The 14705-nt window shown below is 65.2% G+C and carries 13 protein-coding genes; 8 read left to right on the forward strand and 5 right to left on the reverse strand.

The annotated features are described in order from the left end of the window. Positions 1 to 116: 116 nt before the first annotated feature. From JDO7802_RS09075 to JDO7802_RS09100, 6 genes are all read left to right on the forward strand, one after another. Positions 117 to 638, forward strand: coding sequence for a c-type cytochrome (locus JDO7802_RS09075; RefSeq protein ID WP_055084677.1), 522 nt, complete (start codon positions 117 to 119; stop codon positions 636 to 638). A 175-nt stretch (positions 639 to 813) separates the two neighbouring features. Continuing rightward, positions 814 to 2652 carry an extracellular solute-binding protein gene (locus JDO7802_RS09080; RefSeq protein ID WP_055084679.1) on the forward strand — a complete coding sequence of 613 codons (1839 nt, stop codon included), beginning with the start codon at positions 814 to 816 and terminating at the stop codon, positions 2650 to 2652. A gap of 3 nt (positions 2653 to 2655) precedes the next feature. Next, on the forward strand, positions 2656 to 3741 hold the full coding sequence (locus JDO7802_RS09085; protein WP_055084681.1) for a microcin C ABC transporter permease YejB: 1086 nt from the start codon (positions 2656 to 2658) through the stop codon (positions 3739 to 3741). Further along, positions 3738 to 4850, forward strand: coding sequence for an ABC transporter permease (locus tag JDO7802_RS09090; RefSeq protein WP_055084683.1), 1113 nt, complete (start codon positions 3738 to 3740; stop codon positions 4848 to 4850). The genes JDO7802_RS09085 and JDO7802_RS09090 overlap by 4 nt, the downstream gene beginning before the upstream one ends. Continuing rightward, positions 4847 to 5077, forward strand: coding sequence for a hypothetical protein (locus JDO7802_RS09095; RefSeq protein ID WP_055084685.1), 231 nt, complete (start codon positions 4847 to 4849; stop codon positions 5075 to 5077). Before JDO7802_RS09090 ends, JDO7802_RS09095 begins: the two co-directional genes overlap by 4 nt. Next, positions 5074 to 6669 (forward strand): ABC transporter ATP-binding protein, encoded by a 1596-nt coding sequence (locus tag JDO7802_RS09100; protein WP_055084687.1) that lies wholly within the window; start codon positions 5074 to 5076, stop codon positions 6667 to 6669. Before JDO7802_RS09095 ends, JDO7802_RS09100 begins: the two co-directional genes overlap by 4 nt. Positions 6670 to 6724: 55 nt before the next feature. Here JDO7802_RS09100 and JDO7802_RS09105 read toward each other — a convergent pair whose 3' ends face one another. Next, entirely contained in the window at positions 6725 to 7987 is a 1263-nt protein-coding gene (locus JDO7802_RS09105; protein ID WP_055084876.1) for a serine hydrolase, read from the reverse strand. 270 nt (positions 7988 to 8257) lie between these two features. On the opposite strand from JDO7802_RS09105, the gene hemF reads away from it, so the two are divergent. Then, positions 8258 to 9160, forward strand: coding sequence for an oxygen-dependent coproporphyrinogen oxidase (gene hemF / locus JDO7802_RS09110; RefSeq protein ID WP_055084689.1), 903 nt, complete (start codon positions 8258 to 8260; stop codon positions 9158 to 9160). A 1-nt stretch (position 9161) separates the two neighbouring features. Here hemF and JDO7802_RS09115 read toward each other — a convergent pair whose 3' ends face one another. Then, entirely contained in the window at positions 9162 to 10355 is a 1194-nt protein-coding gene (locus JDO7802_RS09115; protein WP_055084691.1) for an FAD-dependent oxidoreductase, read from the reverse strand. Between the two features lie 38 nt (positions 10356 to 10393). Beyond that, the gene (gene hemE / locus JDO7802_RS09120) at positions 10394 to 11422 is read right to left on the reverse strand and encodes a uroporphyrinogen decarboxylase (RefSeq protein WP_144430566.1); all 1029 of its coding nucleotides are present in this window, start codon (positions 11420 to 11422) and stop codon (positions 10394 to 10396) included. Positions 11423 to 11514: 92 nt separating this feature from the next. On the opposite strand from hemE, the gene hemC reads away from it, so the two are divergent. After that, on the forward strand, positions 11515 to 12459 hold the full coding sequence (gene hemC, locus JDO7802_RS09125) for a hydroxymethylbilane synthase (RefSeq protein WP_055084695.1): 945 nt from the start codon (positions 11515 to 11517) through the stop codon (positions 12457 to 12459). Positions 12460 to 12463: 4 nt separating this feature from the next. Here the strand turns inward: hemC and gnd are convergent, their stop codons facing one another. Together gnd and JDO7802_RS09135 are read right to left on the reverse strand one after the other, a co-directional pair. After that, entirely contained in the window at positions 12464 to 13879 is a 1416-nt protein-coding gene (gene gnd / locus JDO7802_RS09130; protein ID WP_055084697.1) for an NADP-dependent phosphogluconate dehydrogenase, read from the reverse strand. A 79-nt stretch (positions 13880 to 13958) separates the two neighbouring features. Then, on the reverse strand, positions 13959 to 14495 hold the full coding sequence (locus tag JDO7802_RS09135; RefSeq protein ID WP_144430567.1) for a heme oxygenase-like domain-containing protein: 537 nt from the start codon (positions 14493 to 14495) through the stop codon (positions 13959 to 13961). Between the last annotated feature and the right edge of the window lie 210 nt (positions 14496 to 14705).

A 14705-nucleotide genomic window follows, 5' to 3' on the forward strand; every position in this document is an offset into this window, starting at 1 on the left:
CATTTTCCGCCGCTGATGCGTATGGTCGCAGCCTGTATCCCTTGCGCGCCCCCTAGGAAACCACATACATGGCGCGCAACGCGAGACGCCACGAAGAACCGATCAAGGGGTGCCCCATGGACACGATGACGATAACCAAATCCTTGGGGGCGTTCTGCGGCGCGCTCCTGGTCCTTTTACTGGGGGCTTGGGCCGGGGAAGCGATCTACCATGTCGGCACCGAAGCGCACGGCGATGAAGAGCATGCGCAGGGCTATGCCATCGAAGTGCCCGACACCGGCGAGACGGAAGTGGCCGAAGTCGCCGAGGAAGTCCCGTTCGAGGAAGTCTATGTCAACGCCTCCGCCGAGGAGGGCGAGAAGCTGTGGCGTCAGTGCGCATCGTGCCACAAGCTCGAAGACGGGGCCAATGCGACCGGCCCGTATCTGTCGAATGTGGTTGGCCGTTCCAAGGGCATCGCGGATGGCTACGCCTACTCCGAAGTGTTGGCCACGATGGAAGGTGACTGGACCCCTGAAAACCTGTCCGGTTTCCTGCTGAACCCCAAGGAATACGCGCCCGGCACCAAGATGGCGTACCGCGGAATGGACGACGTCGATGACCGCGCCAACCTGATCGCCTACCTCGCGACGCAGTGACGCAGCCCTCGCGTGATTGACACGGGCCCGCTTCGGCGGGCCTTTTTTTCGGGTAGACCGGCGTCTCGGGGCGGCGAGATCACGCCCCACCTCACCGCCAAGTGTGGTGCAGGGCCTTGAACATGGCCCCCACGCCTCGTTACCTGATCGCCAACGAAGTTCCGGGAGGTTCACCATGTTCCGACGTCTTGCACTTGTGACCGCCATCGCCGCAGCCCCGGTATCGGCCCAGGACACGACGCCGGATTTCGGCATCACCACATTTCCGGGCGGAGAGATGAAGTATCAGCCAGGCTTCGAGCATCTGGACTACGTCAACCCGGACGCCCCGCGCGGCGGAGAAATCAGCGTCTGGGCCTTCGGGTCCTTCGACTCGATGAACCCCTATACGCCCAAGGGCCGCGCCGCCGGCCTGTCGAACGCCCCTTATGAAAGCCTGCTTGCCGGTACGGCCGATGAGATCGGGGCAAGCTACTGCCTGATCTGCGAGACGATGGACTACCCCGAGGATCGCAGCGAGGTGACCTTTACCCTGCGCGACGATGTCGCCTTTTCTTCCGGGGATCCGCTGACGGCCGAGGATGTGGTTTTCAGCTACGAGACGTTCCGCGACAAGGGCCTGCCGTCGTTCCGCGCGGTCCTGGGCACCCAGGTCGAAACGGCCGAGGCGATCGACCCGCTGACGGTGCGGTTCACCTTCAAGGACGGCATCCCGACGCGCGACCTGCCCGCGACGGTGGGCGGTTTGCCGATCTTCTCCAAGAAGGATTTCGAGGACCGCGGCGTCGATTTCGAGGAATCGACCCTGACGCCGCATGTCGGCAGCGGGCCCTACGTCCTCGACAGCATGGATATTGGCCGGTCGGTCACGTATCGGCGGCGCGACGATTATTGGGGCTACGACCATCCGCTCATGGTGGGGCGCAACAATTTCGATACCATCCGTATCGAGTATTTCTCCGACTACGATGCCGCCTTCCAGGGCTTCCGGGGTGGCAATTACACCTTCCGCAACGAGGCGTCTTCGAAATCCTGGGCGACGGGATACGACTTTCCGGCCGTGCAGGACGGCACCGTGATCACCGCCGAACTGCCCGACGGGTCGATCTCTACTTCGCAGAGCTTCGTGTTCAACCTGCGCCGCGAAAAATTCGCCGACCCCCGGGTGCGCGACGCCATCGCGATGATGTTCAATTTCGAATGGTCGGACGAAACGCTGTTCTACGGCATCTATGACCGGATCGAGAGCTTCTGGGAAAACACCGACCTGAAGGCCGTGGGCCTTCCGTCGGAGGCGGAATTGGAAATCCTGCAACCGCTTGTAGACGAGGGTTTGCTGGACGCGGCTATCTTGACCGAGGAGGCGGTGCTGCCTGCGACGTCGGGCGCCCGGCAGCTGGACCGCGGGAACCTGCGGGCCGCGTCGCGGCTTCTGGACGAGGCGGGGTGGACCGTTGGCGACGGTGGCATGCGCCGCAAGGATGGGCGCACGCTTCAGGTCGAATTCCTCAACGACAGCCAGACGTTCGACCGGGTTATCAACCCCTTCGTCGAAAACCTGCGCGCGCTGGGCGTCGATGCGCGCATGACCCGCGTCGACAACGCCCAGATGCAGGAGCGGGAGCGGTCGTACGACTTCGACATCATCACCCACCAGATGCCGATGTCCTATGTTCCCGGGTCCGGCCTGCGGCAGTACTTCGGCTCGGGTTCGGCCAACGACAGCGCGTTCAACCTGATGGGACTGGCAGATCCGGGGATCGATGCGCTGATCAAGGCGGTCGAAGCGGCGGAGACGGAGGATGATCTGCACGTCGCCATTTCCGCACTGGATCGGGGTCTGCGGGCGCAGAAGTTCTGGATCCCCCAGTGGTTCAAGCCGGTTCACACCGTCGCCTATTACGACTATCTTCGGCACCCCGAAAACCTGCCGCCCTATGCTTTGGGCAACCTTGATTTCTGGTGGGCCGATCAGGACGCGTTCGAGCGCCTCAAAGCCGACGGAGCGTTCTGAGCCTTGGGCGCCTATATCCTAAGACGACTGCTGCTGATCATCCCGACGCTGATCGGGATCATGGTCATCAACTTCACCCTGATCCAGTTCGTCCCCGGCGGCCCGGTCGAACAGGTCCTCGCCCAATTGCAAGGCGAGGGTGACGCCTTCGCCAACATCGCCGGCGGCGGCGACGGTGCGGGGGCCGAGCAATTCGACCAAGGGGGCGGGTATCAGGGCGCGCGCGGCCTGCCGCCCGAATTTATCGCGGAGCTGGAGCGTCAGTTCGGCTTCGACAAGCCGCCGCTGGAACGGTTTCTCAACATGCTCTGGGATTATGCGCGCTTCGATTTCGGAGAGAGCTACTTCCGGTCCATCTCCGTGGTGGACCTCGTTCTTGAAAAACTGCCGGTCTCGCTCTCGCTGGGTCTGTGGTCCACCCTGCTGGCCTATTGCATCTCGATCCCGCTGGGCATCCGCAAGGCGGTGCGCGACGGCAGCAGCTTCGACAGCTGGACCTCCGGCATCGTCATCGTCGCCTACGCGATCCCGGCGTTTCTCTTCGCGATCCTGCTCCTCGTGCTGTTCGCGGGGGGATCGTATTACAAGATCTTTCCGCTGCGCGGCCTGACGTCGTCGGACTTCGATCAGATGTCGGCGTTCGGCAAGGTGCTCGACTATTTCTGGCACCTGACCCTGCCCACCATCGCGATCACGCTGTCGTCCTTTGCCGGACTGACCCTGCTGACGAAGAATTCCTTCCTCGACGAGATCCGCAAGCAATACGTCGTCACCGCCAAGGCCAAGGGCTTGCCGGAAAAGCGGGTGCTCTACGGCCATGTCTTCCGCAATGCGATGCTGATCGTGATTGCGGGATTCCCTGCGGCCTTCGTGGGGGTCTTCTTCGGGGCCAGCCTCATCATCGAGACGATCTTCTCGCTCGACGGGTTGGGGCGTCTGGGTCTTGAGGCAGTGGTCAGCCGTGATTATCCGGTCGTCTTCGGCACGCTTTTCGCCTTCTCTCTGCTGGGCCTGCTGATGAACCTGGTCACGGATCTGACCTATATCTTCGTCGACCCCCGCATCGATTTCGAGAGCCGCGAGACATGACGCTCTCGCCGCTCAACGCCCGCCGCTGGCGCAATTTCAAGCGCAACCGCCGCGCCGTCTGGTCGCTGTGGCTCTTCGCGCTGCTGTTCGGCCTGTCGCTGTGTGCGGAGCTGCTGGCGAACGACAAGCCGCTCCTCGTCAGCTATCAAGGAGAGCTGCGGTCCCCGATCGTCAGCTTCTATTCGGAGCAGGATTTCGGCGGCTACTTCCAGACCGAGGCCACCTACCGGGAGGTGGAGGTGCAATGCCTCATCATCTCGGGTGGGCTGGAAGACCCGTGCCTCGACGATCCGGAAGGCGTCATCGCCGAAGTGCAGGCGTCGGGTACCGCCCTTGGTGAGCCGGTGGAGGCCGGCTGGCTCCTCTGGCCGCCCATCCCCTACAGCTACAACACGGTCAACAACATCGACGGCGCGGCCCCCTCGGCGCCCGACGGCGACCACTGGCTGGGCACCGACGACACCGCGCGCGACGTGCTGGCCCGCGTAATCTACGGCTTCCGCCTGTCCGTGGCCTTCGCGCTCATCGTGACGGTGCTGTCGTCGGTCCTCGGTATCGCGGCGGGCGCGGTGCAGGGCTACTTCGGCGGCTGGACCGACCTCATCTTGCAGCGCATCGTGGAAATCTGGGGCTCCACGCCGTCGCTCTACGTCATCATCATCGTCGTCGCGATCATTCCGGTATCGTTCTGGCTGTTGGTCGGGCTGACGGTCCTCTTCGGCTGGATCGGGTTGGTCGGCGTGGTGCGCGCGGAGTTTCTGCGCGCGCGCAACTTCGAATACGTGCGCGCGGCCAAGGCGCTCGGCGTCAGCGACGGCATCATCATGTTCCGCCACGTCCTGCCCAACGCCATGGTCGCCACGCTGACCTTCCTGCCGTTCCTTGTGACCGGCGCCATCGGCGGCCTCGCGTCGCTCGACTTTCTGGGCTTCGGCCTGCCGTCGTCCTCGCCGTCATTGGGCGAACTCACGCTACAGGCCAAGCAGAACCTCCAGGCCCCCTGGCTCGGCTTCACCGCCTTCGCGACCTTCGCGATCATGCTGTCGCTGCTGGTCTTCATCTTCGAGGGCGTGCGCGACGCCTTCGACCCGCGGAAGACGTTCTCATGATCGAAGCATTCGGAATAATTGCCGTTTTCTCCGGGCTCATACTGGCGGGCTGGGGAGGAGTGATCCTCCAAGGGATAAACAGGGCTCGGGTTCTGGGGCACGTGTATCCTTTCAAGAGTTTCGAGGAAGAATATGCTTCGCGTATGCGTCGAGGTCCGCCGCGTGCCGTGGTCGGCTTCGCACTCCTGCTGATCGGCGTCATGATCGTGGGGGAACCGGTGCAATGACCCTCCTTGACGTGCGCGACCTCAAAATCGGCTTCTCCCAAGACGGGGTCGAGACCCTCGCCGTCAAGGGCGTCTCCTTTACCGTCGAGAAGGGGGAGACCGTCGCGCTGGTGGGCGAATCCGGCTCCGGCAAGTCGATCACGGCGCTCGCCACCGTCGACCTGCTGCCTGACTCAGCTATCGTAACTGGGTCCATCACCTACGACGGCGCGCAGATGGTCGGTGCGGACGAGGCGGAGCTGCGGCGGGTGCGCGGCAACGACATCAGCTTCATCTTCCAGGAGCCGATGACGTCGCTTAACCCTCTGCACACCATCGAAAAGCAGCTGCGCGAAAGCATCGAGCTGCATCAGGGCCTGCGCGGCGACGCGGTGCGCGTCCGCATCCTCGACCTGCTGGCTAAGGTCGGCATCCACGATGCCGAACGCCGCCTGCCCGCCTATCCGCACGAATTGTCGGGCGGGCAACGCCAGCGCGTGATGATCGCCATGGCGCTGGCCAACGGCCCTGACCTGTTGATCGCGGACGAACCCACCACCGCGCTCGACGTGACGATCCAGGCTCAGATCCTGGAACTGCTGGCCGACCTCAAGCGCGACGAAGGCATGTCGATGCTCTTCATCACCCACGACCTCGGCATCGTCCGCCGCTTCGCCGATCGCGTCTGCGTCATGCAGAAGGGCGAGATCGTGGAAACGGGACCCGTCGCCGAAATCTTCGACGCGCCCAAACACCCCTATACCCAGATGTTGTTGGCCGCGGAGCCGTCGGGCACGCCCGATCCGGTACCTGCGGATGCGCCCGAAATCGCCGCGACCCAGAACCTCAAGATCTGGTTCCCGATCACCAAGGGCCTGCTCAAACGGACCGCCGGCTATGTGAAAGCCGTGAACGATGCCACGCTGTCGGTCAGGGCAGGGGAGACGGTGGGCATCGTGGGCGAGAGCGGGTCGGGCAAGACGACGCTGGCGCTGGCGATCATGCGGCTGATCTCCTCCGAAGGGCCGATCACGCTATTGGGCGACCGGATCGACGGGCTGCAATCCAAGGCCCTGCGCCCTTTGCGCCAATCCATGCAGATCGTTTTTCAGGACCCCTACGGCAGTCTTTCCCCGCGCATGACCGTGGCCGAGATCGTGGCCGAGGGGCTGAAGCTGCACGACACCGGTGACACGCGCCCGCACCGCGAACAGGTGGCCGAAATCCTGCAGGAGACGGGCATCGACCCCGCGTCGATGGACCGGTATCCGCACGAATTCTCGGGGGGGCAGCGACAACGCATCGCCATCGCCCGCGCCATGATCCTGCGTCCCAAGCTGGTGGTGTTGGACGAACCGACGAGCGCGCTGGACCAGACGGTGCAGGTGCAGATCGTGGAACTACTGCGCGATCTGCAGAAGCGTTACGGCCTTGCCTATCTGTTCATCAGCCACGATCTGAAGGTGGTTCGCGCCCTGTCCCACAAGGTAATCGTGATGAAGCGTGGCGATGTGGTCGAGGCGGGGGACGCGGCGCAGGTGTTCGATGCGTCCGCCGATCCCTATACCCGCGCGCTGATGGCCGCCGCCTTCGACCTCAAGGCCGAGGTCTGACACGAAAAAGGCGGCCCGATCCGGACCGCCTTGCGTATTTCACCGGATTTGACCGTCAGCCGCCCAGGATGATGTCGCAATCCACGTCGCGCGCGCGCAGCCGTACGCAGGCCCGTTCGGCGCTGCGCTGAGACAGCCCGACGAAACTGGGGGCAAAGCCGCCGCGGACCCGGTCGATCCGGCGCAGGGCCTGATCCAGAGTGTCCAACTCCTGCAGCGCCGTGCGCAGCAGCAGCTTGTCGGCCGCCGACCGTGTGCCCTGCCGCGACAGGGTGATCCCATATTCCTGCCCGGCGGTCGAGGCGCGGGTGACGACGACGCGCGGGGCCTCGGGCTGGGCCGATACCGGCTTCGGGGCCGGAGCCGCGGTGGGCGTGGACGCGGACGCATAGACCGCGCCGGCGGCCGATGTGCCGCGCGCCAGGGGGCGCATGGACACGGCAGGGGCCGTCGGCCCGGTGGTCGTGGCCCCGTTGTAGACGGGCAAGGACGGGCGACGCTCGGTCACGCGGCGCGGGGCGTTGGCGAACCCAAGATCCAGAAGCTCTGCGATGCGGGCGTTGCGCGTGGCCGTGGACCGGCCGCCGAACACCGTGGCGATGATGCGCACGCCGTCGCGTTCGGCCGACGACACCAGGTTGAACCCGGCGGCGTTGGTGTATCCCGTCTTGATCCCGTCCGCGCCCTCATAGGCGTTCAGCAGGCGACGGTTCGTGTTGCGCACGCGGGTCACGCCCGCATCCGTCGTGCGCCGGGAGAAGAGGTTGTAATATTGCGGATAATCGTAGAACAGCCGCCGACCCAGCGTGGTCATGTCGCGCGCGGTGCTCAGGTGTCCCGACTGCGTCAGGCCGTGGGCGTTGCGGAAGGTGGTGTTCGACATGCCCAGCGCGCGCGCCGTGCGTGTCATACGCTCGGTAAAGGCGCTTTCGGACCCGGCGATGGCCTCGCCGATGGCTGTGGCAGCGTCGTTTGCGGATTTCACCGCCGCCGCACGGATAAGATAGCGGAAGGCGATGCGCTGCCCGGCTCGCAGGCCCAGCTTGGACGGCACTTCGTTGGCAGCGTTGCGGCTGATGCGGACTTCGGTGTCCAGCGTGATCTCCCCCTGACGCACGGCTTCGAACGCGACATAGAGCGTCATCATCTTGGTCAGGGACGCGGGGTGCAGACGCGTGTCGGCATTGCGCGACCGGATGACCTCCCCGGTGCGGGCGTCGATCACCATCTCGGCGTAGGGTGCCGCCCTGACCATTGGCACGGCGGCCAGCCAGATCGCACAGAAGGTCGCAAACCCCAGAAGGGCCGTTCGGATCATATTCATTTTCACGAGACTGCTCTGTCTGCCTGGGTCCCGATCTTGGCGCCGGTGACCGATGTGAATTTCGTCCAGATTAACCCGAAGTCGCCGACCGTTTCCACCCAAGAAAACCCCGCCTTGAAATTACCCAATTTCACCGTGGGTCACGCGACATCTGGTGGTTTTTGGGGTCGCCCCCACTACGGCAGGGCCATATGATGTCAGCAATGTGGCGGATTGTGCAGATTTCCGCCGCGAGGGTAGCCATGCAAGAATCGGGTTGGACGGATGACGGACACTGCTGACGCACGAAAAGCCGCAGCCGCGGGTTGGTTTCAGGAGCTGCGCGACCGGATCGTCGCCGCCTTCGAGACGCTGGAGGATGCAAACGCGCCCGGCCCCTTCGAAGGTCTGGCGGCCGGTCGGTTCGACGTGACGCCCACATCGCGCACCGCCGACGACGGGTCGGACGCGGGGGGCGGGCTGATGTCGGTGATGCGCGGTGGTCGCGTGTTCGAGAAGGTCGGCGTCAATTGGTCCGAGGTGCATGGCCAACTCGGCGAACGCGCGCAGAAGGCCATGGCCGCGCGCGGCGTGCCCGGCATGGCGGAAGACCCGCGCTTCTGGGCCAGCGGCATCAGCCTAGTCGCCCACATGCGCAATCCGCACGTCCCGGCGGTCCATATGAACACCCGGATGTTCTGGACGCCCCACGCGTGGTGGTTCGGCGGCGGATCCGACCTGAATCCTTGCCTGGAGTACGCCGAGGACACCGCGCATTTCCACGCCCAGATGAAAGCGGCCTGCGACCCCGCCGGTCCGCTGGACGGGCAGGACCGCTACGATAAGCTCAAAGCCTGGGCGGATGAATATTTCTTCGTGCCGCACCGGGGCCGTGCGCGGGGTGTCGGCGGGATTTTCTATGACGATTTGAACACCGGCGACTGGGATGCCGATTTTCGGTTCACCCAAGACGTCGGTAAGCATTTCTTGCCGGCTTTCGTCCCCTTGGTCGAGAAGCGCCGCGCCGACCCCTGGACCGATGCCGACAAGGACGCGCAGCTGGTGCATCGGGGCCTCTACGCCGAATACAACCTCGTCTATGACCGGGGGACGAAGTTCGGGCTGGAGTCGGGCCACGATGCGAATGCGGTTCTGATGTCCCTTCCGCCCGAGGCGAAGTGGCACTGACCTATTCGGCGGCCAGCGCGCCATCCTGCCAGGTTCCCGCGAAATCGGTCGCGTAGCCTTCGCCGCCGATGTCGCGTCCCTGCGCGACCATTGCACCCAGCCGGCCCAGCTCGTCGCCGCATTTCGCCGCCGCACCGTTGCCGCCGATCAGGGCCGTCACGGTCTCGTCCAGCCGCTCGATGGTGGGATATCCACTGGCCGTCCAGACCACGGCGCAGGGTTCGGTATGGGTCGCCTCGAACGCGGTGCCGGGCAGGAGGCTGCGCAACTGCTCCAAAAGACGCGTCCCGAGTTCGCCGTCGCCGGTTCCGTGGAACCAGTCGCGCATCTGCGTGGCCGACCGGATCCGCGGCCCGTCGAGTTGCCCACCGATCTTGAGGTAAAGACGCCCGTCAGGATAGCGCACGGGCGGCAGGACATAGAGGTCGTGGTCCCATCCCTGCGGCACGAAGATCACCGACGGCATATTTGAAAGCGCCGCCCCCGTCTCTTCGGACAGGCGGGCGAAGGCGATCGTGCGCGCCCAGACCTTCATCTGCGGCACGCGCGGCAAAAGACCGTCCGACCCGGCGTGCGGTCCGGTGGCGACGACGATCTGCGCGCCTGCGATCGCCGTGCCATCGGCCAAAGTCACCGTCCCGCCGTCGCGATCCACCGCCGCTTGCGGGATCAGCGTCGCACCCGCGGTACAGGCCAGCGTGATCTGCGCGTCGCGCATCGCGCGCGGGTCGATCCACCCGCCCTGCGTCGCCTCCAGCGTCGCGACCGATCCGCAGGGCAGCGCGATGCCCAGACGCTCCCATGTCTCGCAGGTGTCCAGCACGGGCGGCGGCTGGGGCAGGGCGGCGGCAACCGCTTGGAACCGCCGGGTAAAGCCATCGGCCATGGTCCCCTCGTCGGGGCCGGCCATCAGGGCACCCGTCTCGTGGAAGATCGTCAGACCGGATCGCGCCTCCAGATCGGCGTAGCGTTCGATCGACCGGCACGACAGCCGCGACCAATCCGCATCCGCCGCAACCCGCCGGGTGATCCGCGCGGCGTCGTAGTGGCTGCCGAAGGGGCCTTGGGACCGCGATTTGACGGGTGGTTCGGGCGGGGCGAGCAGGGCCACGCGGTGTCCCGCCTCGGCCAGGTGACGCGCACAGGGCGCACCCATCATGCCGCCGCCGATCACAATGAAGTCGAATCGGTCCATCTGTCCAAGGCTACCCCCGGTCCGGTGCCGATGCGACGCTATTTCTCGCGCAACGTTTCGATCATCAGGGTCACGTTGTCCGGGTCCGCGTCCGGCGTGATCCCGTGGCCCAGGTTGAAGATGTGCGGCCCGTTCGACAGCGCGTCGCGAATGCGCCGCACCTCCGACACCAGCGCGTCACCGCCCGTCACCATGTGCGACGACGCCAGATTGCCCTGTACGCAACCCGCCGGTTGCACGTGTTCGGCGACCCAGGCGGCATCGACCGAATTGTCGATGGCGACGCAATCCGCCCCGGTCGCGGCGTGGAAGCCGATGTATCCGTCCCCCGCCTCGCGCGGGAAGGCGATGACGGGGATGTCGGGGTGCCTGTCCTTCAGGGCGGCGGTGATCCGGCGGGCCGGTTCCAGGGCATATTTCGCGAAATCCTCGCCCTTGAGCGATCCGGCCCAGCTGTCGAAGATCTTGACGACTTCGGCTCCGGCGTCGATTTGTGCCGACAGGTATTCGATGGTCGACACGGTCAACAGGTCGATCAACGCCTCGAACGTCGCGCGGTCTTCGGCCTTGAGCGCGTGGGCAGGGCCCTGATCGGGCGTGCCCTGACCCGCGATCATATAGGTCGCCACCGTCCAGGGCGCGCCCGCAAAACCGATCAGCGTCGTCTCCGCAGGCAGGGCACCCGACAGGTTGCGCACCGTTTGATAGATCGGGTTCAACGTCTCGTGGATGTCGTCGACGCCCTTGAGCTTCGCCAGGCCGTCCGGCCCGGTGATCGTCGACAGGCGCGGGCCTTCGCCGGTCACGAACCATAGGTCCGCGCCCAATGCCTGCGGCAGCAACAGGATGTCGGCGAACAGGATCGCGGCATCGAACCCGAACCGGCGGATCGGCTGCAACGTCACTTCGGTGGCCAGATCGGGGTTGTAGCACAGCGACAAGAAATCGCCCGCTTCGGCCCGCGTCGCCTTGTATTCGGGAAGATAGCGACCGGCCTGACGCATCATCCAGATCGGCGGGGTGGGAAGCGTTTCGCCCGCAAGCGATCTCAGGATGGTTTTCGTCATCGGATTTCCTCGGACCAATTCTGAACATGACTTGTCCCGCACGGGCAGGGGTGTCAACGTCGCGATACACTGACCCGAGAAGACGAGACCCCATGACAGATCTGCCGACCCCGGAAGCCCCCCTTCGCATCGGCACACGGGGGTCGCCGCTGGCGCTTGCCCAGGCCCACGAGACGCGCGCCCGGCTGATGGCGGCGTTCGAACTGCCCGACGAAGCCTTCCAGATCGAAGTCATCAAGACGACCGGCGACCGCATCCTGGATCGTCCGCTCAAAGACATCGGCGGCAAGGGCCTGTTCACCCGCGAAATCGAGGAGGCCCTGGCAGCGGGCGTGATCGACATCGCCGTCCATTCGATGAAGGATATGCCGACGTTGCAGCCCGACGGGCTGATCATCGACTGCTATCTGCCGCGAGAGGATGTGCGCGACGCCTTCGTCACCCTGGATGGCGGATCGCTGGCCGATTTGCCCGCCGGATCCGTCGTGGGATCATCGTCGCTGCGCCGCCGGGCGCAGATCGCGCTGCGCCGTCCCGATCTGAAACTGGTGGAATTTCGCGGCAATGTGCAGACCCGCATGAAGAAGCTGGGCGATGGCGTGGCGGACGCCACGTTCCTTGCCATGGCCGGTCTCAACCGTTTGAAGATGCACGAGGTGCCGCGCCACGCCACCGATACCGCCGACATGCTTCCGGCCGTCGCGCAGGGTTGCATCGGGATCGAACGGCGGGTGACCGACGACAATGCCGCCCGGATGCTGGCCGCGATCCACCATGCCCCGACCGGGATGCGCCTGAATTGCGAACGTCAATTTCTCAAGACGCTGGACGGGTCCTGCGAAACGCCGATCGCCGGTCTGGCCGAACTCGACGGCGACATCCTCAATTTTCGCGGAGAGATCCTGCGCCCCGACGGGTCCGACGTGCTGACGGTCGAGGGGGAGTGTCCCGTCACGGGCGGCGCGGCCCTGGGCGCGCGGCTGGCGCAGGACCTGCTGGACCGCGCGCCCGAAGGGTTCTTCGACTGGCGGACCTGACGCCTTAACAATGCGGGTCGCAGGCCTCCTTGGCCCAGGGCCCGTGTTGATCGTCCGTGCCATTGACGTGGACGAAGCCGTGCAGGCCGAAGAAATCGCGCTGCCCCTGGATCATGTCGGCGGTGCCGCGTGCCGTGCGCATCATGTCGAAATACGCCAGACCCGATGACAGCGCGGGCACCGGATGCCCGTTCAACGCAGCCTGCGCCACGACCTGACGCAACGCACCATGTGTGTCCTTCAGGATCGCGGCGAAATGGTCGGTGAACATCAGGTTCACGCCCGGCGCGGCGTCCAGCGCGGTCGCCATTTCGTCGAGCATGGAGGACCGGATGATGCAGCCCTCGCGCCAGATCTGCGCGATCCGCGCCATCGGCAGATCCCACCCGAAATCGCGGGTTGCGGCCGACAGCATCTCGAACCCCTGCGCATAACACAGGATCTTGCCGGCCATCAGGCCTTGCTCCAGCGTGGTATGATCCAGCCCGTCCCAGGCCTGTGGGGCTGCGCCGAAGATGCTCTGACCCTTGGCCCGCTCCTGCAGCCGCGCGGACAGGTTGCGCGCCACAACCGCCGCTTCGATCGCCGGGACGGGGGCCAGACGGTGCTGCGCTTCGATAACGGTCCAGCGGCCCGTGCCCTTCTGACCCGCCGCATCCACGATCACCGACAGCAAGGGCTTGCCCGTCGCGACGTCGCGAGCATGGGCGACCTTGCCCGAAATCTCGATCAGATAACTTTCCAGCGGCCCCTTGTTCCAGGCGGCAAAGATGTCGCCGATGGCGTCGTAATCCATGCCGTGCCCATCGCGCAGAATGCCATAGACCTCGGCGATCATCTGCATGTCGGCGTATTCGATGCCGTTATGGACCATTTTGACGAAATGACCTGCCCCGCCCGGACCCATCAGCGCGGCACAGGGGTCTCCGTCGTGTTTGGCGGCGATGGCGGTCATGATATCCTCGACCCGGCCCCAGTATTCTGTGTCGCCGCCGGCCATGATCGACGGCCCGTGGCGCGCGCCTTCCTCTCCGCCGGACACGCCGACACCCAGGAACGGGCCGGTGTGCGCGTCGACCCGTCGGTCGGTGTCGTGGAAGTTCGCGTTGCCACAGTCGATGATCAGGTCGTCGTCGTCCAGAAGCGGGCGCAGCGCCTCGATCTGGGCATCCACCGGGTCGCCCGCCGGCACCATCAGGATGATCGCGCGGGGGGAGGACAGCGCGGCCACGAAATCGTCCAGCGTTTCGGTCGGCGTGATCTTCGGGGCCAGGTCGCCTGCGTTTTCGGCAAAGTCGCGGGTGACCTGCGTGGTGCGGTTGAAGACGGCGACGTCGAAGCCTTTTTCCGCGATGTTGGAGGCCAGCGCGGCCCCCATCGTGCCAAGGCCGATCAGGCCGATCCGTGCGTGTCCAGACATTCCGTCGCTTTCCCGAATGTTACCGATACCATCGCTCTTAGACGGCTCCGACCGGCTTTGAAAGGGCGGGGGCCGGCGGTCAGGCGCAGGCCCGCGCGTGGTCCATATGGATCGTCTCCAGCAGGGCCAAACGATCATTCGTCGCCGTCACGGCCAAGGTGGCGTCGCCTTCATAGCCGGGGGTCCGCTCCAACTCGTCGCACAGGACACGCCAGGCGGACACGTTGCGCGGATGGGTCAGGAACCGCAGCCCCCGTGTCGCCGCGTCCGGCAGGCGTCGCGTCATCGTCCGCAGGGCAAGCTGCTGGGAATGCCAGACGAAGCCGCAGGCAACGCGGTGATCGGATCGCGGTGCCGGATATGTCTTGGGTCCCGGACCGTGGCCCAATTCGGCCAGATCCGCGTCCAGCCGGTCGCAGGCGGCTTGCAGCGCGTCCTCCAGTTCCGATGCGACCCCGCGCAGGGTCACAACGGCATCGCGCTGCGCGGCAAGAAACGCGCCGATATGTCCGGGTCTGGCAAAGTCGAACCGCCGCTGCGCACGTTCCACCCCGTCCTGCGCAAGACGTGTTCCCGTGCGCAACCTGTCACGGAGAGAAGGGCCGGTAAAACTCATCGGAAAACATTCGACTGCATCACCGCACGTTTCAAGGCCCGAAGTGCAGCAGATCTTCCGCTTTGCGGTCGTGCCGGATGCCGTCAGACTGTGCTTTGCGCGTGGGGGAAGTGGTGGGGCACTGTTGCGTTGTTGATCATCTAACGGCGATGCTGCTTCCGATTGCCGATGTAGAGGAAGGATGCCGTGCGACACGATCCGTTCTGGGGA

Source organism: Jannaschia donghaensis, from assembly GCF_001403795.1.
GTDB lineage: Bacteria > Pseudomonadota > Alphaproteobacteria > Rhodobacterales > Rhodobacteraceae > Jannaschia > Jannaschia donghaensis.

What these genes read in the sequence shown, in the direction of transcription:
- gnd (WP_055084697.1), bottom strand. Translation starts at nt 13,879, where the DNA reads ATGTCTGGACACGCACGGATCGGCCTGATCGGCCTTGGCACGATGGGG.
- JDO7802_RS09090 (WP_055084683.1), top strand. Translation starts at nt 3,738, where the DNA reads ATGACGCTCTCGCCGCTCAACGCCCGCCGCTGGCGCAATTTCAAGCGC.
- JDO7802_RS09075 (WP_055084677.1), top strand. Translation starts at nt 117, where the DNA reads ATGGACACGATGACGATAACCAAATCCTTGGGGGCGTTCTGCGGCGCG.
- hemC (WP_055084695.1), top strand. Translation starts at nt 11,515, where the DNA reads ATGACAGATCTGCCGACCCCGGAAGCCCCCCTTCGCATCGGCACACGG.
- JDO7802_RS09105 (WP_055084876.1), bottom strand. Translation starts at nt 7,987, where the DNA reads ATGATCCGAACGGCCCTTCTGGGGTTTGCGACCTTCTGTGCGATCTGG.
- JDO7802_RS09080 (WP_055084679.1), top strand. Translation starts at nt 814, where the DNA reads ATGTTCCGACGTCTTGCACTTGTGACCGCCATCGCCGCAGCCCCGGTA.
- JDO7802_RS09095 (WP_055084685.1), top strand. Translation starts at nt 4,847, where the DNA reads ATGATCGAAGCATTCGGAATAATTGCCGTTTTCTCCGGGCTCATACTG.
- JDO7802_RS09135 (WP_144430567.1), bottom strand. Translation starts at nt 14,495, where the DNA reads ATGAGTTTTACCGGCCCTTCTCTCCGTGACAGGTTGCGCACGGGAACA.
- hemE (WP_144430566.1), bottom strand. Translation starts at nt 11,422, where the DNA reads ATGACGAAAACCATCCTGAGATCGCTTGCGGGCGAAACGCTTCCCACC.
- hemF (WP_055084689.1), top strand. Translation starts at nt 8,258, where the DNA reads ATGACGGACACTGCTGACGCACGAAAAGCCGCAGCCGCGGGTTGGTTT.
- JDO7802_RS09115 (WP_055084691.1), bottom strand. Translation starts at nt 10,355, where the DNA reads ATGGACCGATTCGACTTCATTGTGATCGGCGGCGGCATGATGGGTGCG.
- JDO7802_RS09100 (WP_055084687.1), top strand. Translation starts at nt 5,074, where the DNA reads ATGACCCTCCTTGACGTGCGCGACCTCAAAATCGGCTTCTCCCAAGAC.